This window comes from Mucilaginibacter corticis, from assembly GCF_007558865.1.
GTDB lineage: Bacteria > Bacteroidota > Bacteroidia > Sphingobacteriales > Sphingobacteriaceae > Mucilaginibacter > Mucilaginibacter corticis.
This window is the reverse complement of sequence record NZ_VLPK01000003.1, coordinates 310,585-325,634: the sequence shown is the minus strand read 5'-3', so window position 1 is coordinate 325,634 and position 15,050 is coordinate 310,585. Positions and strand designations below refer to the sequence as shown.

The 15,050-nt window shown below is 42.5% G+C and carries 18 protein-coding genes; 9 read left to right on the top strand and 9 right to left on the bottom strand.

Going from position 1 to position 15,050, the window contains the following annotated elements:
• Positions 1-85 precede the first annotated feature (85 nt).
• The 7 genes from fabG (at position 86) to FO440_RS16715 (ending at position 5,797) form a co-directional block, all read left to right on the top strand.
• Positions 86-814, top strand: coding sequence for a 3-oxoacyl-ACP reductase FabG (fabG, locus tag FO440_RS16745; protein WP_144249432.1), 729 nt, complete (start codon positions 86-88; stop codon positions 812-814).
• Complete coding sequence (locus FO440_RS16740) at positions 811-1,227, top strand: 3-hydroxyacyl-ACP dehydratase (RefSeq protein WP_144249431.1); 417 nt, start codon at positions 811-813, stop codon at positions 1,225-1,227. The genes fabG and FO440_RS16740 overlap by 4 nt, the downstream gene beginning before the upstream one ends.
• On the top strand, positions 1,227-2,354 hold the full coding sequence (locus FO440_RS16735) for a beta-ketoacyl-[acyl-carrier-protein] synthase family protein (RefSeq protein ID WP_144249430.1): 1,128 nt from the start codon (positions 1,227-1,229) through the stop codon (positions 2,352-2,354). Before FO440_RS16740 ends, FO440_RS16735 begins: the two co-directional genes overlap by 1 nt.
• Positions 2,355-2,534: 180 nt before the next feature.
• The gene (locus FO440_RS16730; protein ID WP_144249429.1) at positions 2,535-3,167 is read left to right on the top strand and encodes a hypothetical protein; all 633 of its coding nucleotides are present in this window, start codon (positions 2,535-2,537) and stop codon (positions 3,165-3,167) included.
• Complete coding sequence (locus tag FO440_RS16725) at positions 3,168-4,367, top strand: beta-ketoacyl-[acyl-carrier-protein] synthase family protein (protein WP_144249428.1); 1,200 nt, start codon at positions 3,168-3,170, stop codon at positions 4,365-4,367.
• Between the two features lies 1 nt (position 4,368).
• Positions 4,369-5,433 carry a beta-ketoacyl synthase chain length factor gene (locus tag FO440_RS16720; protein WP_222104003.1) on the top strand — a complete coding sequence of 355 codons (1,065 nt, stop codon included), beginning with the start codon at positions 4,369-4,371 and terminating at the stop codon, positions 5,431-5,433.
• A 1-nt stretch (position 5,434) separates the two neighbouring features.
• Complete coding sequence (locus FO440_RS16715) at positions 5,435-5,797, top strand: hypothetical protein (protein ID WP_144249427.1); 363 nt, start codon at positions 5,435-5,437, stop codon at positions 5,795-5,797.
• 149 nt (positions 5,798-5,946) lie between these two features.
• Here FO440_RS16715 and FO440_RS16710 read toward each other — a convergent pair whose 3' ends face one another.
• From FO440_RS16710 to FO440_RS16670, 9 genes are all read right to left on the bottom strand, one after another.
• The gene (locus tag FO440_RS16710; protein ID WP_144249426.1) at positions 5,947-7,002 is read right to left on the bottom strand and encodes a carboxypeptidase-like regulatory domain-containing protein; all 1,056 of its coding nucleotides are present in this window, start codon (positions 7,000-7,002) and stop codon (positions 5,947-5,949) included.
• Between the two features lie 232 nt (positions 7,003-7,234).
• Positions 7,235-7,498: a phosphopantetheine-binding protein gene (locus FO440_RS16705; protein ID WP_144249425.1), complete on the bottom strand. Its 264-nt coding sequence runs from the start codon at positions 7,496-7,498 to the stop codon at positions 7,235-7,237.
• 7 nt (positions 7,499-7,505) lie between these two features.
• Complete coding sequence (locus tag FO440_RS16700) at positions 7,506-8,798, bottom strand: ABC transporter permease (protein ID WP_144249424.1); 1,293 nt, start codon at positions 8,796-8,798, stop codon at positions 7,506-7,508.
• A gap of 1 nt (position 8,799) precedes the next feature.
• Entirely contained in the window at positions 8,800-9,555 is a 756-nt protein-coding gene (locus tag FO440_RS16695) for an ABC transporter ATP-binding protein (RefSeq protein ID WP_144249423.1), read from the bottom strand.
• Entirely contained in the window at positions 9,528-10,571 is a 1,044-nt protein-coding gene (locus FO440_RS16690; RefSeq protein WP_144249422.1) for a BtrH N-terminal domain-containing protein, read from the bottom strand. Before FO440_RS16690 ends, FO440_RS16695 begins: the two co-directional genes overlap by 28 nt.
• 61 nt (positions 10,572-10,632) lie before the next feature.
• Entirely contained in the window at positions 10,633-11,040 is a 408-nt protein-coding gene (locus FO440_RS16685) for a hypothetical protein (RefSeq protein WP_144249421.1), read from the bottom strand.
• A 53-nt stretch (positions 11,041-11,093) separates the two neighbouring features.
• Entirely contained in the window at positions 11,094-12,233 is a 1,140-nt protein-coding gene (locus FO440_RS16680; RefSeq protein ID WP_144249420.1) for a beta-ketoacyl-ACP synthase III, read from the bottom strand.
• Between the two features lie 5 nt (positions 12,234-12,238).
• On the bottom strand, positions 12,239-13,138 hold the full coding sequence (locus FO440_RS16675) for a hypothetical protein (protein WP_144249419.1): 900 nt from the start codon (positions 13,136-13,138) through the stop codon (positions 12,239-12,241).
• 4 nt (positions 13,139-13,142) lie between these two features.
• Positions 13,143-13,634: a hypothetical protein gene (locus FO440_RS16670; protein ID WP_144249418.1), complete on the bottom strand. Its 492-nt coding sequence runs from the start codon at positions 13,632-13,634 to the stop codon at positions 13,143-13,145.
• Positions 13,635-13,764: 130 nt separating this feature from the next.
• Between FO440_RS16670 and FO440_RS16665 the strand changes: the two genes are divergently transcribed.
• A complete protein-coding gene (locus FO440_RS16665; RefSeq protein ID WP_144249417.1) occupies positions 13,765-14,565 on the top strand; it encodes an SDR family oxidoreductase in 801 nt (266 codons plus the stop codon).
• Positions 14,566-14,594: 29 nt separating this feature from the next.
• Positions 14,595-15,050: a 3-hydroxyacyl-ACP dehydratase FabZ family protein gene (locus FO440_RS16660; RefSeq protein ID WP_144249416.1), complete on the top strand. Its 456-nt coding sequence runs from the start codon at positions 14,595-14,597 to the stop codon at positions 15,048-15,050.

Below are 15,050 nucleotides of genomic sequence, written 5' to 3'. Positions count from 1 at the left end.
GGAGAAGGGCTTTAAAAAAAATATAATCCAAGTCCCTCTCCTTTGGAGAGGGATTTAGGGTGAGGTGGCGAAACACAGAATAACAATGAAATGTGCACTCATAACAGGTGGTTCAAGGGGAATAGGCAGGGCTATCTGTACTAAAATGGCTGCTATGGGTTACTATGTGCTCATTAATTATAAAAGCAATACCGAAGAAGCTAACAATACCCTGCAATTGGTGCGGGAAGCGGGCAGTGACGGCGAATTACTGCAGTTTGATGTAGCGGATAGGGAAAGCATAAAAGAAGTGCTGGATAGTTGGATAAACGCTAATGAGGACAAAGACATCGAGGTGCTGGTGAACAATGCCGGTATCCGTGATGATAGCCTGATGGTTTGGCTTAAGGATGAGCAGTGGGACAACGTGATCAACACGGGCCTTAACAGCTTTTTTTATGTTACGCGCCTTGTTCTGGATAGTATGATGCTTAACCGTTATGGCCGTATTGTTAACGTAGTTTCTTTATCAGGGCTAAAAGGCTTGCCCGGGCAAACCAATTATTCGGCTGCAAAGGCAGGTGTAATAGGGGCAACCAAAGCGTTGGCTCAAGAGGTTGGCCGCAGTGGTATCACCGTTAACGCGGTGGCACCGGGTTTTATTAAAACAGACATGACCGAGGGTTTGGACGAAAAGGAATTGAAAAGAAATATCCCGGTTAATCGCTTTGGCTTACCTGAAGAAGTAGCGCACGCGGTTGGATTTTTAGCTTCAAGAGAAGCATCCTATATTACCGGCGAAGTATTATCAATTAACGGCGGTTTATATTCATGACAGAAGGCATAAGCATATTATCCCTTATCCCCCAAAAACCACCATTTGTAATGGTAGATGAACTGTTGTTCTCTGACGATAACATTACCAAAACCAGCTTTACCATTACCGGTGACAATGTTTTTGTAATAAACGGCGAGTTTAGCGAAGCCGGATTAATGGAAAATATGGCCCAAACCGCCGCCGCCGGATCCGGCAATATGGCGCGTATCGAGAATCGTCCCGTGTTAAATGGCTATATAGGCCAGGTGAAAAACTTTGAAATTTATAGTTTGCCCAAAGTAGGGGATGTGCTGTTGACCGAGGTAAAAATAGAAGTACAGGTATTTGCTGCCGGTATAGTATCCGGTAAAATATGGTGTAACGAAGTGGAGGTGGCGCAATGCGAAATGAAAATATTTATCAATCAATAATGCCTGCGGTTTACATAGTTGCCGATAATATCTATTCGCCTATAGGCACTACAACTACCCAAAATTTCGAGCGGGTAAAACAAGGTATTTCCGGGATTAAAAAACATAATGATCCGGCCCTATCTGATGAGTCTGTACATGTTTCGCTGTTTAACTATAACGAAAGTGAAGATAATAAAGAATTTATAAACAGCAAGTTTGAAAGATTACTTGTATCTTCTATTAAAGATGTTTTAGCCATTGCTGACATAGATGCTACCGATGAAAAAACTATCCTGATCGTATCGTCAGCCAAAGGAAATATTAGCCTTTTGGAAACAGATCCTGCCGCGCCGGATCTGAAAGATCGCATAGCGTTGCATACATCAGCTAAAAAAGTTGCTGTGCATTTTGGTTTTGTAAACCAGCCGTTGGTGGTATCAAATGCATGTATCTCGGGTATCATGGCAATACTGACCGGGGCGCGTTTATTGCAATCAGGTCAGTATGAAAATGCGGTTGTAGTTGGCGCGGATGTGATCAGCAGGTTTGTGTTATCGGGCTTTCAGTCTTTCCAGGCAATTAGTTCTGAGCCTTGTAAGCCATTTGACGAGAACAGGACGGGTATAACCCTTGGCGAAGGTGCGGCAACTATGATCTTATCAACAAACGCCAAATATGCCGGTAAGATCAAAGTTTTAGGTGGGGCGGTAAGTAATGACGCTAACCATATTTCGGCACCTTCACGCACCGGAAAAGAGCTTTCTGATGCTATTGAAAGAACATTGAGTATGGCCGGTTTGGTCCCTGATGATATCGATCTGATCTCGGCGCACGGAACAGCAACCAGTTATAATGACGAAATGGAAGCTAAAGCTATTGCCTTAGCGGGATTAAGTATTGTTCCGACCAATAGTCTGAAAGGTTATTATGGGCATACCTTGGGTGCCGCTGGGTTGATAGAATCGATTATCTCCATCCAATCATTAAAACAAAATGTGATACTGCCAACTTTAGGATTTGAGAAAATAGGAGTAAGCAGCCCGGTAAATGTTTGTACTGCGTTGACGCCAAAACGCTTAAAGACCTGTTTAAAAACAGCGTCAGGTTTTGGCGGGTGTAACGCTGCAGTGGTGTTTAGTAAATGATAAAAACCGATGTCATTTCGAAACGAGGAACGAGTGAGAAATCTATACAAGACAGGTTGGTTGTACATCTGTTTATAGATCTCTCGCTATGCTCGAGATGACAATTAAATATGATCAATTGATACTGCCAAACTGGCATTTTAATAATTATAAATAATTTATAATCAAATATATAAATACTTGTATATAAATAATAACATAACATCTTATTGCACCATCAGCAAAAATGTAATCTACAAAAACGAAGTCCCTGTTTTTGAAGATCGGGGCGCTGATGTACCTTCATTTTTGTTATCAGCTTACCAGTTTTTGGAGGTTACTTATCCCAAATTTTACAAGATGGACAACCTCAGCAAATTGGGTTGGCTGGCTGCCGAGGTCTTATTAAGAGGTACTGATATAAAATCCTATGCGCCGGAACAAGTTGGTTTGATCTTGACCAATGCCAATGCCAGTTTGGATAGCGACCTGAAATATATGGAGAGTGTAAATGATATCCCCAGCCCCGCGCTTTTTGTGTACACGCTGCCTAATATCGTGACAGGCGAAATATGTATCCGCAATAATTTTAAAGGCGAGGATGCATTTTTTATATTTGAAAAGTTCGACGCTGCTTTTATAGAAACCTACGTAAATAACCTGCTGAACAACGGGATCTTAGAGGCCTGTATTTGCGGCTGGGTTGATGTGCTGGGCGATGATTATAAAGCGGTTTTGTTTTTGGTAGAGAAAGAAGAAAAAGCAAATTCGGTGCAGTTTTCAAAAAAGAACCTGAACAACATATTTGATAATTTAATAATTGATAAAATATAAATGAACGAGCCGGTTTATATTGCAGGCGTAGGGATTATTACAGCAATTGGCAATAATGTGGCCGAAAACCTGGCCGCGTTCCAACAGGAAAAAGCCGGCATGGGCGATATCACGTTGTTGAATACTATTCATCGCGGTAACCTGCCTGTAGCCGAAGTAAAGCTGGGTAATGAAGCGCTTGCTCAATTGGCCGGGATCTCGTCAAAACTTAGCCGTACCAAATTACTAAGCCTGGTGGCTGCGCGCGAGGCTTTAAATGACGCCGCCATCCCCGGCTTTGCCGATCTGCGTTCGGGCTTTGTATCTGCCAATACCGTTGGCGGTATGGATAAAAGTGAAGATTTCTTTGTTGATTTTTTGAACGATAACGATAAAGGCAAACTCCGCAATGTATTTGACCACGAATGCGGCAGCATGACCGAGGTTGTAGGCGATCAGTTAGGCATAAGCGATTACATGACTACTATCAGCACCGCCTGCTCATCTTCAGCTAACGCGATATTTTACGGCGCTCGTTTGATAAAGAATGATATTTTGGATGTGGTTATAGCGGGCGGGGTAGACGCGCTTGCCAAATTCACCCTTAATGGTTTTAACACGCTGATGATCCTGGATAAAGAATACTGCAAGCCCTTTGACGATCACCGTGAGGGCCTGAACCTTGGAGAAGGCGCGGGTTATGTGGTATTAGTGTCTGACAAGGTGGCTAAAACGCTAAATAAGCCCCTCTGCTGCACTTTAAGTGGTTACAACAATAGTAACGACGCTTATCATCAAACGGCGTCCTCACCCGACGGTACGGGTTCGTACATGGCCATGCAGGGCGCTTTATCAAAAGCGGGATTGCAACCCTCGGATATTGACTATATCAACTTACACGGCACCGGCACACCCAATAATGACAGCGCGGAAGGTACGGCCATTACCCGCCTGTTCGGCCCTGATTATCCGCCTATGAGCTCGACCAAATCTTTTACCGGCCATACCTTAGGTGCCAGCGGTGGGGTTGAAGCTGTATTCTCTGTATTGGCGGTTAAGCATGGATTGATCTATCCCAACCTGCGTTTTAAAACGCCCATGGAAGATGTGCCGCTCACGCCCGAAACACATTATCTGGAAGGCCAGCCCATAAAAAACGTGCTGTCTAATTCGTTCGGGTTTGGTGGTAATTGTACATCATTAATATTTTCGGCTGTTTAATATGAAGATTTATATTCGCTCGACAGCTGCCATATCTGCCCAAAAAACCTTTGGCTATGTTCCGTTTTTAACTGAACCGATTGAATACACCGGCACACGGCTTTCCGCCATTGAGCCCGATTACAAAGATTTTGTCGATCCAAAACTGGCCCGTCGCATGAGCCGGATTATAAAAATGGGTGTGGCCGCGGCTATGCAATGCTTAAAGGATGCGGGGATTGAAATGCCGGGCGCAATTATAACCGGTACGGCCCTTGGTTGCCAGGAGGACACCGTATCTTTTCTGACCCGCATTATTGAACTGCAGGAAGAAATGCTGCCGCCTACGGCTTTTATCCAATCCACACATAATACAGTTGCAGCACAAATAGCCCTGATGCTAAAATGCCACAATTACAACAATACATTTGTTCATAAGGGAATTTCTTTTGAAAGCGCTTTGCTTGATGCCATAATGCTTTTGAAAGAGGGCGACGCCAATGAGATACTGGTAGGCGGCACCGAAGAAATGACCGATACCGCGTTCAAGATCCTGACCCGCTTGGGGCTGTATAAGCGCTGGCCGCTTTCTAATTTTGAGTTATATAACACAAAATCAAAAGGTACCATAGGCGGCGAAGGCGCGGTGTTTTTTCTGCTGAACGATAAGCCATCAACAGAAAACCTTGCTGAATTGGTAAGTACAAAGACATTTTACAAACCCAAAAGTAATGCAGATATTGAAAAGCAGATCGAAGCGTTTCTGGCTAAGAATAATCTGACTATTCAAGATATCGACCTTATTATCACCGGCAAAAACGGCGATCTGAAAAATGACGCGGTTTATGAAGCGTTAGATGGATCATTGTTCGCCAATAGTTCAAAAGCTTATTACAAACACTTATGCGGCGAGTATCCTACATCCATGTCATTTGCCTTGTGGCTGGCATCAAATGTGATAAAAAGAGGTGAGGTGCCGGCTGTAGTTGCCGATGGCGAGATAAAAAATAAATCGCCAAAAAAAGTATTGATCTATAACCATTATCAAAATAGTTATCATTCATTAATGTTGTTATCTGCCTGCTGATATGCTTAAAGAACCAATATTCAGGATACTTGCTGTTAGTCACCAGGACAACACCATCAATGCTGTTTTAGAGATAGATGAGGTGAATGAGATCTTTAACGGACACTTCCCCGATCAGCCGGTTGTGCCGGGTGCGTGCATGCTGCAAACAGTAAAGGAGGTTTTGGCGGATGCCTTGAATATTACTTTACGCCTGGTAAAAGCTGATAATATCAAGTTCCTGACGCTGATCCAGCCGTCTGCACAATCACTTCAATTAAATATTGCTTATCAACTGACAGATAACGATATTAAAGTGAATTCAAGCCTTTCGTCCGGCGAAATTTCCTGCATGAAATTACAGGGTACGTTTGTTATTTTATAGTCAGTGTAACTGCTTAAGAGCATTGTAAGTATTGGGTAAGTTATGCAAAATAAAAAGCCCTGCTCATGCAACAGGGCTAAGACTTTATTACTTAATCGGCTATGGTATAGCTGTATGGCTGGATTAAACTATGGTTTGATATACAAAGCTTAAATAGGGATACTTTTCAATAAGTTATGCAGCACCGGTGGAGTTATTGGATTCCATCCGGCCATAGAGAAAATTATTTTATGCTTTGTGTCTGTCATGATAATAACGGGTGTATCATCAAGATCATATTTATAAGTAACGGATGAAGCTTCTGTGAGCATGCGGGCATTTAATATCGGGCTTTTTTTAAGCGCGTCATTAGCCTGGTAAGTTTGCGCTTTAGTAAGGGCCAGCACCTGCAATTTATCTGAGTTAGCAAAAGGTGCAATCGCGTCATTAACCTCGCGGTATTGATCAGATTTTGAGCCCCTGTAACATTCGGGGCACCAAAATATCATAATTATTGCTTTCCCGCTAAGAGTGGCCGTATCTATCCGCTTAACTAAAGGTTTCAGATCCAACGTCAGGCCATCCTGTAATTTAGGGCTTTGTACCCTTAAATAGGGTAGCGTTCTCATATATTGATATGACATTAACTGTACCCTGGTGTCAGTTTTTATAATTACATGTTTAAAAGCGTCTTGCCCTTTTAGTTTACGAAGCGCCATTTCATAGTCATAAGATCTTAGCATATCTGCAGCTTTGGCCGAATCCACCACATTACCTTCGGTGTCGTAAATATGGTTGTCGGGTGTTGGACCCAACATTTTCTTTTGCTCTTCCTCGGTTTCCTCAGTTGTCATTATTTTAGCACTGATCTTAGTGCTGATTTTTGGTGTCACGTTTACCTCATTAAGCGTCTTTGTTTGGGCCTTTAATATTAAGTTTAATGTTACAGGAGTATTTTTAACTTTTATTTTTTTTGTGTAGGCATCATAACCAACCATGGTTACAGAAAGTGTGTACGTTCCAGCTTCAATTTCATGAAAAACAAATTTTCCGTCGTCGTCCGCGGCAGTAATTTTGTCATTGCTCAAAATTACCGTAGCGCCCGGAAGCGGCTGACCATCTTGGTTGGTTACGGTGCCCGACACAGCATGGTTTTCGGCTGCACTGGCGCTTTTAAACAGGCAAACAGCCAAAATTAAGATGATACATTTAATAAGGTTTTTCATTGTAAAAAAGGTTAGTGGTTAAACCAAGTTAAAACAAAAAACTACTTAAATGAAATTTGTAATGGGCTATTTACAATGTCAAAATGAAAATAATGAACATCGTATAATATCAGTGAATTTATCCGGTAATAAAGCGACCAAGTCGGTATTGGTTGAAAACGGGTAGTGTTTTATTAGGTTGCTTATATTAAACTTACGAAGTTTTAAAAACTTCGTAAGTTTTGCTTAGTAGTTATTTCGTCCTGTGCACCTCAATATAATCGGCCATAGTATTGATATCTACCAGTGCCTTGCGGCCTTCTTTTGGGTCGCGGATATCTATGCCGTATTCTTTCTTCAATAAAACGATCAGCTCAAGCGAGTCGATAGAATCCAAACCCAATCCATCGCCAAATAAAGGTTCATCATCTTTTATATCGGCAGGGCTAAGGTCTGTTAAGTTTAAAAACTGTATGATCTGTACTTTTAACTGTTCTTTCAGCGCTTCTTTTTCCATGGGGTAATTATATCAAATTTTTTCGTTTCAATCCTAAATAAGTTATGAATTGAATAACTACAGTAATAATAAACAGCGAGCCGATATTGTTTAACACATCTTTTAATTTACCGCCCTCTAAAAACAAAGTATAGTAAGCCTGTAATACCCAATGCATGGGCGAAAAGTTTGCCATGGTTTTGGCAAGTCCCTGCATGGCAAAACTGGGTACCATTAACCCGCCTACACAAGCCAGTATCACTATGGATACAGCACCAAACCCGTTAGACTGCTCTTGCGTTTCAGAAAATACGCCTACACATATCGAGTAGCTAACTGCGCACCAGCCGCATACCAGCGTTACTAAAAATAAGGCAAACAGGTCTGATGGCAAGTTTAAAGCAGGCAGCCCCAGGTAAGGGAATAAAAGCATCCCCATAGAAAATATAACAGCGGCCTGCAAAAGTGTTACAGCCAAATAAGTGATCTGCTTTGACAATAAGCCAACCAGGTAATTGGTAGGTAGGGTTTTAAGGCGAATAAAGCTGCCGCTCACCTTCTCTCTCACCACACTGCCGCCAAGCGACATGATGACAAAAAACATGGCAAAGATGGTCCACGATGGTACATTATGTTGCGATGCGTTTGGTGTGGTACGCGTTCCGTCTTTTGATACCGGCAGCATATTGATGGTGGTGTTGCTGTTCAGCATTTCATCTTCAAGGCTTTTGGGCAGTTCTTTTTCGTTTGATGCGTAGTAGAGTGTCCTTAAAGTTTCGCGGGTTTGTACCAATTGCAGGCAACTGCCAATGGCTCCCTGGATGGAGAACCGTAATGATTCTTGTAAAACAGGGTTGTAGTACAATGTCAGCGGATCTATCTCATTTGTTTTAGTGCTTTTTGCAATAGTTTTTATGCTGTCAGCCTGCCCGCTAAATGCCACCATGGCTTTGTCGGATGCGGATTTAGCTTTTTTATCAACTTCTGACGAGAAATTTGACGGGATAACTATGCCCAACAAAGCGTCTTTACCATGCATTTCGTCGGTGATAGTTTTTGCTTTTTCCTTCGGGATCTGCGTAACTGTAAACAACCCGATCTTACCTACGGATTCGATAAACTGTGTACTTGCCTTACCGGTATCGGTATTACAAATTACGATGGGTAGTTTGTTTTTATTAACCAGCTGAAAAGTACTGTTCTGAATACTGGTAACTACTACCACCAAAATAATAGGCATAACAAACATCAACGAGATGCCTACCTTATCGCGAAGCAAAATGCGAACATCTTTTTTTATGGAAATCCAGAGTTTAAACATTTTAGTTTCGGTAGGCTTTGCCGGTTAAATTAATAAACAGATTTTCCAGGCTATCGTGATTATGCGCTTTCAGCACATCGTCAATATGGCCCTGGGTTATTATTTTACCTTCGTCAATCATGGCAATTTGTTCGCAAAGGTCCTCGGCTTCATTTAATTGGTGCGAAGTATAGATCAGCGTTGTGCCGCTTTCATTCAGTTTAAGCAGGTAATTGATAATTGCCTGCCGTGTTTGCACATCAACACCAACCGTAGGCTCGTCCAAAAACAATACCTGTGGGTTATGAATAACCCCGATAGCCAGGTTTACCCGGCGCTTCATCCCGCCTGAAAATTTTTCGACAGGCTTGTTCCGCACATCTTCTAAACCTAAGATATGTAGCAATTCATCGGTACGATTGGTTATTTCAGTTTGGGTTAAACCGGCCCATGCGCCAAAAAACTCCAGGTTTTCGGCAGGTGACAGCTCCTGGTAAAAAGAAAAATCCTGCGGGACAAAGCCAAAAAGCGTATTTACTTCCTTGTTTTGCTTACCTGTTTCTTTCCCTAAAAGTTTGATGCTGCCTTCGTTAACAGAAAGCACGCCGGTCATCAGGTTCATTAAAGTGGTTTTACCCGCGCCGTTGGGCCCAAACAAACCGAAACGTATTCCTTTTTCTACCTTTAAATTCAGATCGGCAAAGGAGACAGCAGCATTGTCAGGGTACCTGAAACCCATATGCTCAATAGCTATCGCGAAGGGTTGGTCTGCTGCCATTTTATGTTTTTTAACGCTGTAAAAGCTTTTCTTTCTATCTCGGCGATCTCTAATAAATAATCGCCCATTGTATTAAAATCTTCCTGGCTGCCTATGCGGCCTTTGTAAATACCCGCAGCCTGTACAGCCGCGGTGCGCCAAAGATCGCCGGATGCAGTAAACGAATTAGAGATCTCCAACAATTCGTCATTAGGTACGTAGGCATGTGCTTCCTGCAAAAATGCGCCGTAAATATACCTAAACCCGCCGCCGCCTGTGCCTATCTCTTCCTGCATGCGCACCAATTGTGCTAAATACGATCCGGCTTCTTTCAAACCCAGCTTATCACGCCATTGTTTTATTTTATTGCCGGTGTACCTGATGCCGTTTACCCCGGCAATTGGCCCCATAAACGGCGAGATCATGTTAAAAACATTTCTTTTTATTCCGCTGATGATGGCTTTTTTCATTTGTTCGTGCGTAACCGTCCTGGTTTCTTTCGGGTAATACAATTGTCCGTTGGGTGCCAAAGCCCCTTTGGCAAAGCGTACGCGTTCAAGCTCATAAGCCGTCATTACGTTTGTACCTTCCATTACGGGGTCGCTCACCATATAGTTGCCATCATTACTGCCATAAACAATTAAATTATGGGCGTTGAAATGAAAACGGTATTCTTTTGGGAAATATGGCAGGTAATAAACTCCAACCTGGCAGCCAACAGGATGACCTGCTTCCAGGCATTCGTTTAAAAAAGCTTCAGCAGTCTCTTTCGAACGGAACTTTTTGCGGACCACCGGGATGCCCAATGCTTTGCAGGTGCGGTTAAATATCAGACCCGGCATGCTGCGAAAGGCTATGACTGGCCCGTTGTTGATTTTTAGTAATGGGATATATACAAAGAATAAACCCGCGCCGATGCCAAATGCTAAAGGCTCGGTTATTTGCCCGATGCCACTATTTTTTAACAGGCTTACAGTTACACCGTTTTCGCAGTGCGCTGCCTGGATGTGGTTAAAGGATAGCGTAGTAGCTGACATTCAAATTAAAATATATTGGTTACCCTCTTTCCGCGCAGCGAAGAGAGGGTTGCTTAAGATATCAAGCTTCATTAACGGTCATTGTTTTAAGATCGGTGACGCTGACGTTAAACACCCCGGCATACTTCTGTAGCTTTTTTTCAGACAGGTTTTTAAAAACGTCGGGTTTTAAATGCCTTTTTACCTGCCATTGCCAAAACCCGGTGTAGCCGGCCAGTATTTCTGTATCCATCAGGGCCTTCTCCATAAAAAACAGGATAGGACTGGCTTCATTGGCCAATACCTTTTGCTTTGCTGCCGCTATGCGTTCTTCAACGTTCTGCCAGGCTGTATCTAAAGCGGTGGCTTTGACATCCCAGCCGTTACTTAACTGTGTGGTGTATTTCCCGGAATCGTCCGTAGCATAGCAAACCTCTTTGGTTATTTTACCAAGAGCCCCTAAATCCTGCGGAACGTCTTCTTTTTTCATTGTTATTGATATTTGTCATCTGCAAGGCGATGTATGTTGTAGTTCACAGATCCTTAACAAACTGTAAGCATAGCGTACATATAAGAGAAACGCGAGCTTTCTGGTACTAATAGCAAGATCCTTTCGCCCTTCTTTAACCTGCCGCTGTGAAACAGTTCGTCTATCATCAAATATACAGATGCCGCGCCCACATTGCCTACGGTATAAAGGTTAATGAACCATTTCTCGTAAGGGATGCCGCCACCATAGATCTCAACCAGGTCATAGATCTTACTGCGGAAGAAGTTGCTGGAGATATGCGGTAAAAAATGGTCGATATCTCCCGCGGTAAGGCCTTTCTTCTCAAAGATCTCCTTTATCTTTTTACCGCCCAGCGGGACGATATTGTCGCTCAATAGGTTAATATCCTGCTTAACACTGAAGATGGATTTGGTCATGATCTCCTCGGGTGTATAGTCCATAAACCCTTTCAGGGTACCATCGGCCTGCTTTTCGCCACCCATATACATACAGGTTTCCATCTCGTTAGCGTAGGATACACCTTCTATCCAGTCTATCCTTAAACTTAAACCCTCGTTATTTGGTTCGTCGCTTAATTTAAAAGCCGATGCACCGTCTGACAGCATCCAGCGTAAGAAGTCCTTTTGAAAGGCAATGAACGGGTTGTCTGTCAGCTCTTTCAGTTTCTGTGCCTCTTCCTCAAATACGTCAGAAACCAGCAGGCCCGAAAAACGCTCTGAACCTGTAGCTACCGCCGATTTAACCTCCCCTGATTTTATGGCCAGGTAAGCATATTTAAGCGAGTGCATCCCCGCGCAACATACCCCTGACGGAGATACCACTTCGATAGGGCCAATTTCGGGCAGCCAGCCATGCGTCATCACCCCATGCGACGGCATCATCTGATCTGGCGATGAAGTACCGCATGACAGCAGTTCGGTTTCCTGCATTTCTGCAAGATTGTCCTTAAATAATTCTTTAACAGCCAGGGCGGTCATTTCAGCATTGGTATGCGTTGGCTTACCGCCCTTTGTTAGCGCGTAGAAACGTGTTTTTATACCGTTGTTACGCAGTACTATGCTTTTAGATTTTGACGGCTTATCATTAATATAACCCAGGTAAAGTTCCATATCGTCGTTAGGAACGGGTTCATTCGGTAAAAATTTAGACGTATTAGTAATATAAACGGGCATACCGGTTAATTTAAATTTAAATAATATTGTTTCTTCGCCCTGATACGCTTAGGCGAAGTAAATCTGAATAATATAGCATCTAGTGTTATCAAAATAGGTGCACCCACAAAAAACGCAATTAACAGGTAATATTTATAAGCCCTTATCCAGGGCAGTTTGTTCTTTCTTTTAGCAATGAAATTAGCCCATACCTTAAATATCTTGCTTGCGGTACTTTCAATAACCATAAGGTTATAATTTAGTACCACAGCTTTATTCACATCTAATTCGCCCTGTAATCCGTCCCAGTTATTATCCAGCAGATGTGGTATAACGCTTTCGCCAAATACTTTGGTATATTTAATATCCGCATCAGAAACACCGGGAGGGGGGAAAATGTTTAGATAGCTGTCTTTTTTTCCGTGCAGCATCCAATGGAAGATAGTAATAAAGCTTACCGGGTTTGGGTGCGTATCAACCAAAGCTATGTTACCCACTATTTTAGCGCCTGTAGCATGGATCAGTTTTTTAACCCGTACAAATGCGCTTAGCCACATATTACGCGCCCCGGTTGCTGTAATAACGGGGGTGTCTTTTAATACAGCCCTCAACTCCGCATTTTGCAACAGCGAGTTAAAAGGTATGCTGGGCGATAAAAACCAAGCCTGGTAACCTAATATCACCAGGTCATATTTCTGCTCTTTAAGAATAAAAGGCTGCAATTCTGCAGGGACATCCAACTGACAGTCGGGCATCACACTAAAAAAAGTATCGGCTGTCCAGGGGAAGTTTGGCTCATTAACTAATCGCACGCGCACTTTCTCTACAGTGATACCCGCATCGATAAGCGGTTGTGTGAAGTTATCAATGATCTCGCCTAATTGGCCCGACTGAGAATAATATATAGCTAATACTTTTTTGCTCATCAGTCTAATTAAGATCGCTTGCCAGCAAAAGTTTTGAATTTTTAGTATAATCCATAATGGCGTGCTGTACCACAGGCGATAAATTTTTATAGGCTTTTATGATGATCTGCTTATCGGCTTCAATGTCTGCACGGTACTTAACTATTTTGGGGGCATGTTCCTGTATCGCGAAACGCAAGAAATGGTATTCGAGGTTGTCTTTGTCGGCTAATATGGCGGTGTCGAATTTTATGCGGCCGGCCTTAAAGAATTTTAACTTTTGCGCAGGCAGCTTCACCAACCCGGCTTTGCGCATTAATAACGCCCCGGCATATCCTTCTTTTTCAGGCGATGAAGAAGCTGTAACCAAGTCTATCTCCTTATTAACTTCTTCTAAATTTCCACGGTCCATCACAGCGTAAAAGGCAGCTTTGTCCAGCTTTTGCTGGCTGCTTTTACCCAGAACAACCATGCCCGGCAAAAGTATCAGCAAGGCAAATATTATTCTTATTTTCATATTTAGTTTTTGGCGCTCAGTTGCAACAAATATAGCTAATAATACTGTTTTGCCTAATTAAGTAGACTATACAAGCTTTAAATTACCAGGAATTGCGTTACTTTTAGACTTTAATATTTACAAAAGTTAAGTGCAAAATAATAACCAAAATTTTTCTTACAACTGGGCCATAATTTTAGGCGGATCAAGTGGGTTTGGCTTTGCAGCTGTTGAAAAACTGGCCCGGCATGGTATGAACATCGCGCTGCTTTACCGGGAAACAGCAGCTGCCGAAAGGGAGTTAAAGGAAAAGCTTTCGCAAATAGCCGCTGCAAATCAAGTGGTGATTGCACCTCATAATATCAACGCGCTTGACCTGGTCGCTCGTGCCATATTTATTAAGCAGTTTGCTGTCGATAAAAAGAATAAGGTTAAGTTACTGTTGCATTCTATAGCCCGTGGTAACCTGAAGCCATTGGTTGCAGATGGCGATAAAGAAGCATTAACCCAGGATGATATCCAGTTAACTACTTATGCTATGGCTACCAGTATGCTGGATTGGGCCAAAGACCTGATAGCTGCTGATTTGTTTCACAACGACGGCAGGATCATTGGGTTAACCAGCGAAGGGTCATATAAGTATTGGGAAGGATATGCTGCCGTATCTATCGCAAAAGCTTCATTAGAGAGTTTGACAACTTACATGGCAGTCGAACTGGCCGGACACGGTTTAAAAACCAACCTGATACAAGCCGGTATTACAGCCACGCCGTCATTAAAAAAGATTCCTGGCAGCGATAAGTTAATAGCACATGCAACTGCCCGTAATCCGTCAGGAAGAATAACAAAACCAGAAGACGTAGCAAATGTTATATACCTGCTTTGCACAGATGAGGCTGCCTGGATAAACGGAACAGTGATCCATGTAGACGGAGGTGAACATTGCAGATAGCCATTTATTTGGCATCAGAATAAGAATACATGAACGACATATTAAACTATTTACCTTATAAATCGTCCTTTTTATTTGTTGATGATATTACATCATTGGATGAGAACGGGGTGACAGGAAATTATACTTTAAAAAGGGACGCTTTCTTTTACGAGGATCATTTCCCCGGCAACCCTGTAACGCCTGGTGTTATCATTACAGAAATAATGGCACAGATAGGATTGGTTGTTTTGGGGATATACTTAATGGTCAGTGGATCAAAACAGGAGGGGGGAGCAATGGACGAAAATTCATTTCCCTTACTAACCTCAACCAATGTTGAGTTCTTTAAAATGGTGCTGCCCGGCGAAAAGGTTGTGGTAACATCAAAAAAGCAATATTTCCGTTTCGGTAAATTAAAATGTTTGGTAGAAATGCATAACGCGGTTGGTGAATTAGTAGCAAAAGGAGTATTTTCAGGCATCATTAAAAATGCCATTAAATAA

What these genes read in the sequence shown, in the direction of transcription:
- fabG (WP_144249432.1), top strand. Translation starts at nt 86, where the DNA reads ATGAAATGTGCACTCATAACAGGTGGTTCAAGGGGAATAGGCAGGGCT.
- FO440_RS16740 (WP_144249431.1), top strand. Translation starts at nt 811, where the DNA reads ATGACAGAAGGCATAAGCATATTATCCCTTATCCCCCAAAAACCACCA.
- FO440_RS16735 (WP_144249430.1), top strand. Translation starts at nt 1,227, where the DNA reads ATGCCTGCGGTTTACATAGTTGCCGATAATATCTATTCGCCTATAGGC.
- FO440_RS16725 (WP_144249428.1), top strand. Translation starts at nt 3,168, where the DNA reads ATGAACGAGCCGGTTTATATTGCAGGCGTAGGGATTATTACAGCAATT.
- FO440_RS16720 (WP_222104003.1), top strand. Translation starts at nt 4,369, where the DNA reads ATGAAGATTTATATTCGCTCGACAGCTGCCATATCTGCCCAAAAAACC.
- FO440_RS16715 (WP_144249427.1), top strand. Translation starts at nt 5,435, where the DNA reads ATGCTTAAAGAACCAATATTCAGGATACTTGCTGTTAGTCACCAGGAC.
- FO440_RS16710 (WP_144249426.1), bottom strand. Translation starts at nt 7,002, where the DNA reads ATGAAAAACCTTATTAAATGTATCATCTTAATTTTGGCTGTTTGCCTG.
- FO440_RS16705 (WP_144249425.1), bottom strand. Translation starts at nt 7,498, where the DNA reads ATGGAAAAAGAAGCGCTGAAAGAACAGTTAAAAGTACAGATCATACAG.
- FO440_RS16700 (WP_144249424.1), bottom strand. Translation starts at nt 8,798, where the DNA reads ATGTTTAAACTCTGGATTTCCATAAAAAAAGATGTTCGCATTTTGCTT.
- FO440_RS16695 (WP_144249423.1), bottom strand. Translation starts at nt 9,555, where the DNA reads ATGGCAGCAGACCAACCCTTCGCGATAGCTATTGAGCATATGGGTTTC.
- FO440_RS16690 (WP_144249422.1), bottom strand. Translation starts at nt 10,571, where the DNA reads ATGTCAGCTACTACGCTATCCTTTAACCACATCCAGGCAGCGCACTGC.
- FO440_RS16685 (WP_144249421.1), bottom strand. Translation starts at nt 11,040, where the DNA reads ATGAAAAAAGAAGACGTTCCGCAGGATTTAGGGGCTCTTGGTAAAATA.
- FO440_RS16680 (WP_144249420.1), bottom strand. Translation starts at nt 12,233, where the DNA reads ATGCCCGTTTATATTACTAATACGTCTAAATTTTTACCGAATGAACCC.
- FO440_RS16675 (WP_144249419.1), bottom strand. Translation starts at nt 13,138, where the DNA reads ATGAGCAAAAAAGTATTAGCTATATATTATTCTCAGTCGGGCCAATTA.
- FO440_RS16670 (WP_144249418.1), bottom strand. Translation starts at nt 13,634, where the DNA reads ATGAAAATAAGAATAATATTTGCCTTGCTGATACTTTTGCCGGGCATG.
- FO440_RS16660 (WP_144249416.1), top strand. Translation starts at nt 14,595, where the DNA reads ATGAACGACATATTAAACTATTTACCTTATAAATCGTCCTTTTTATTT.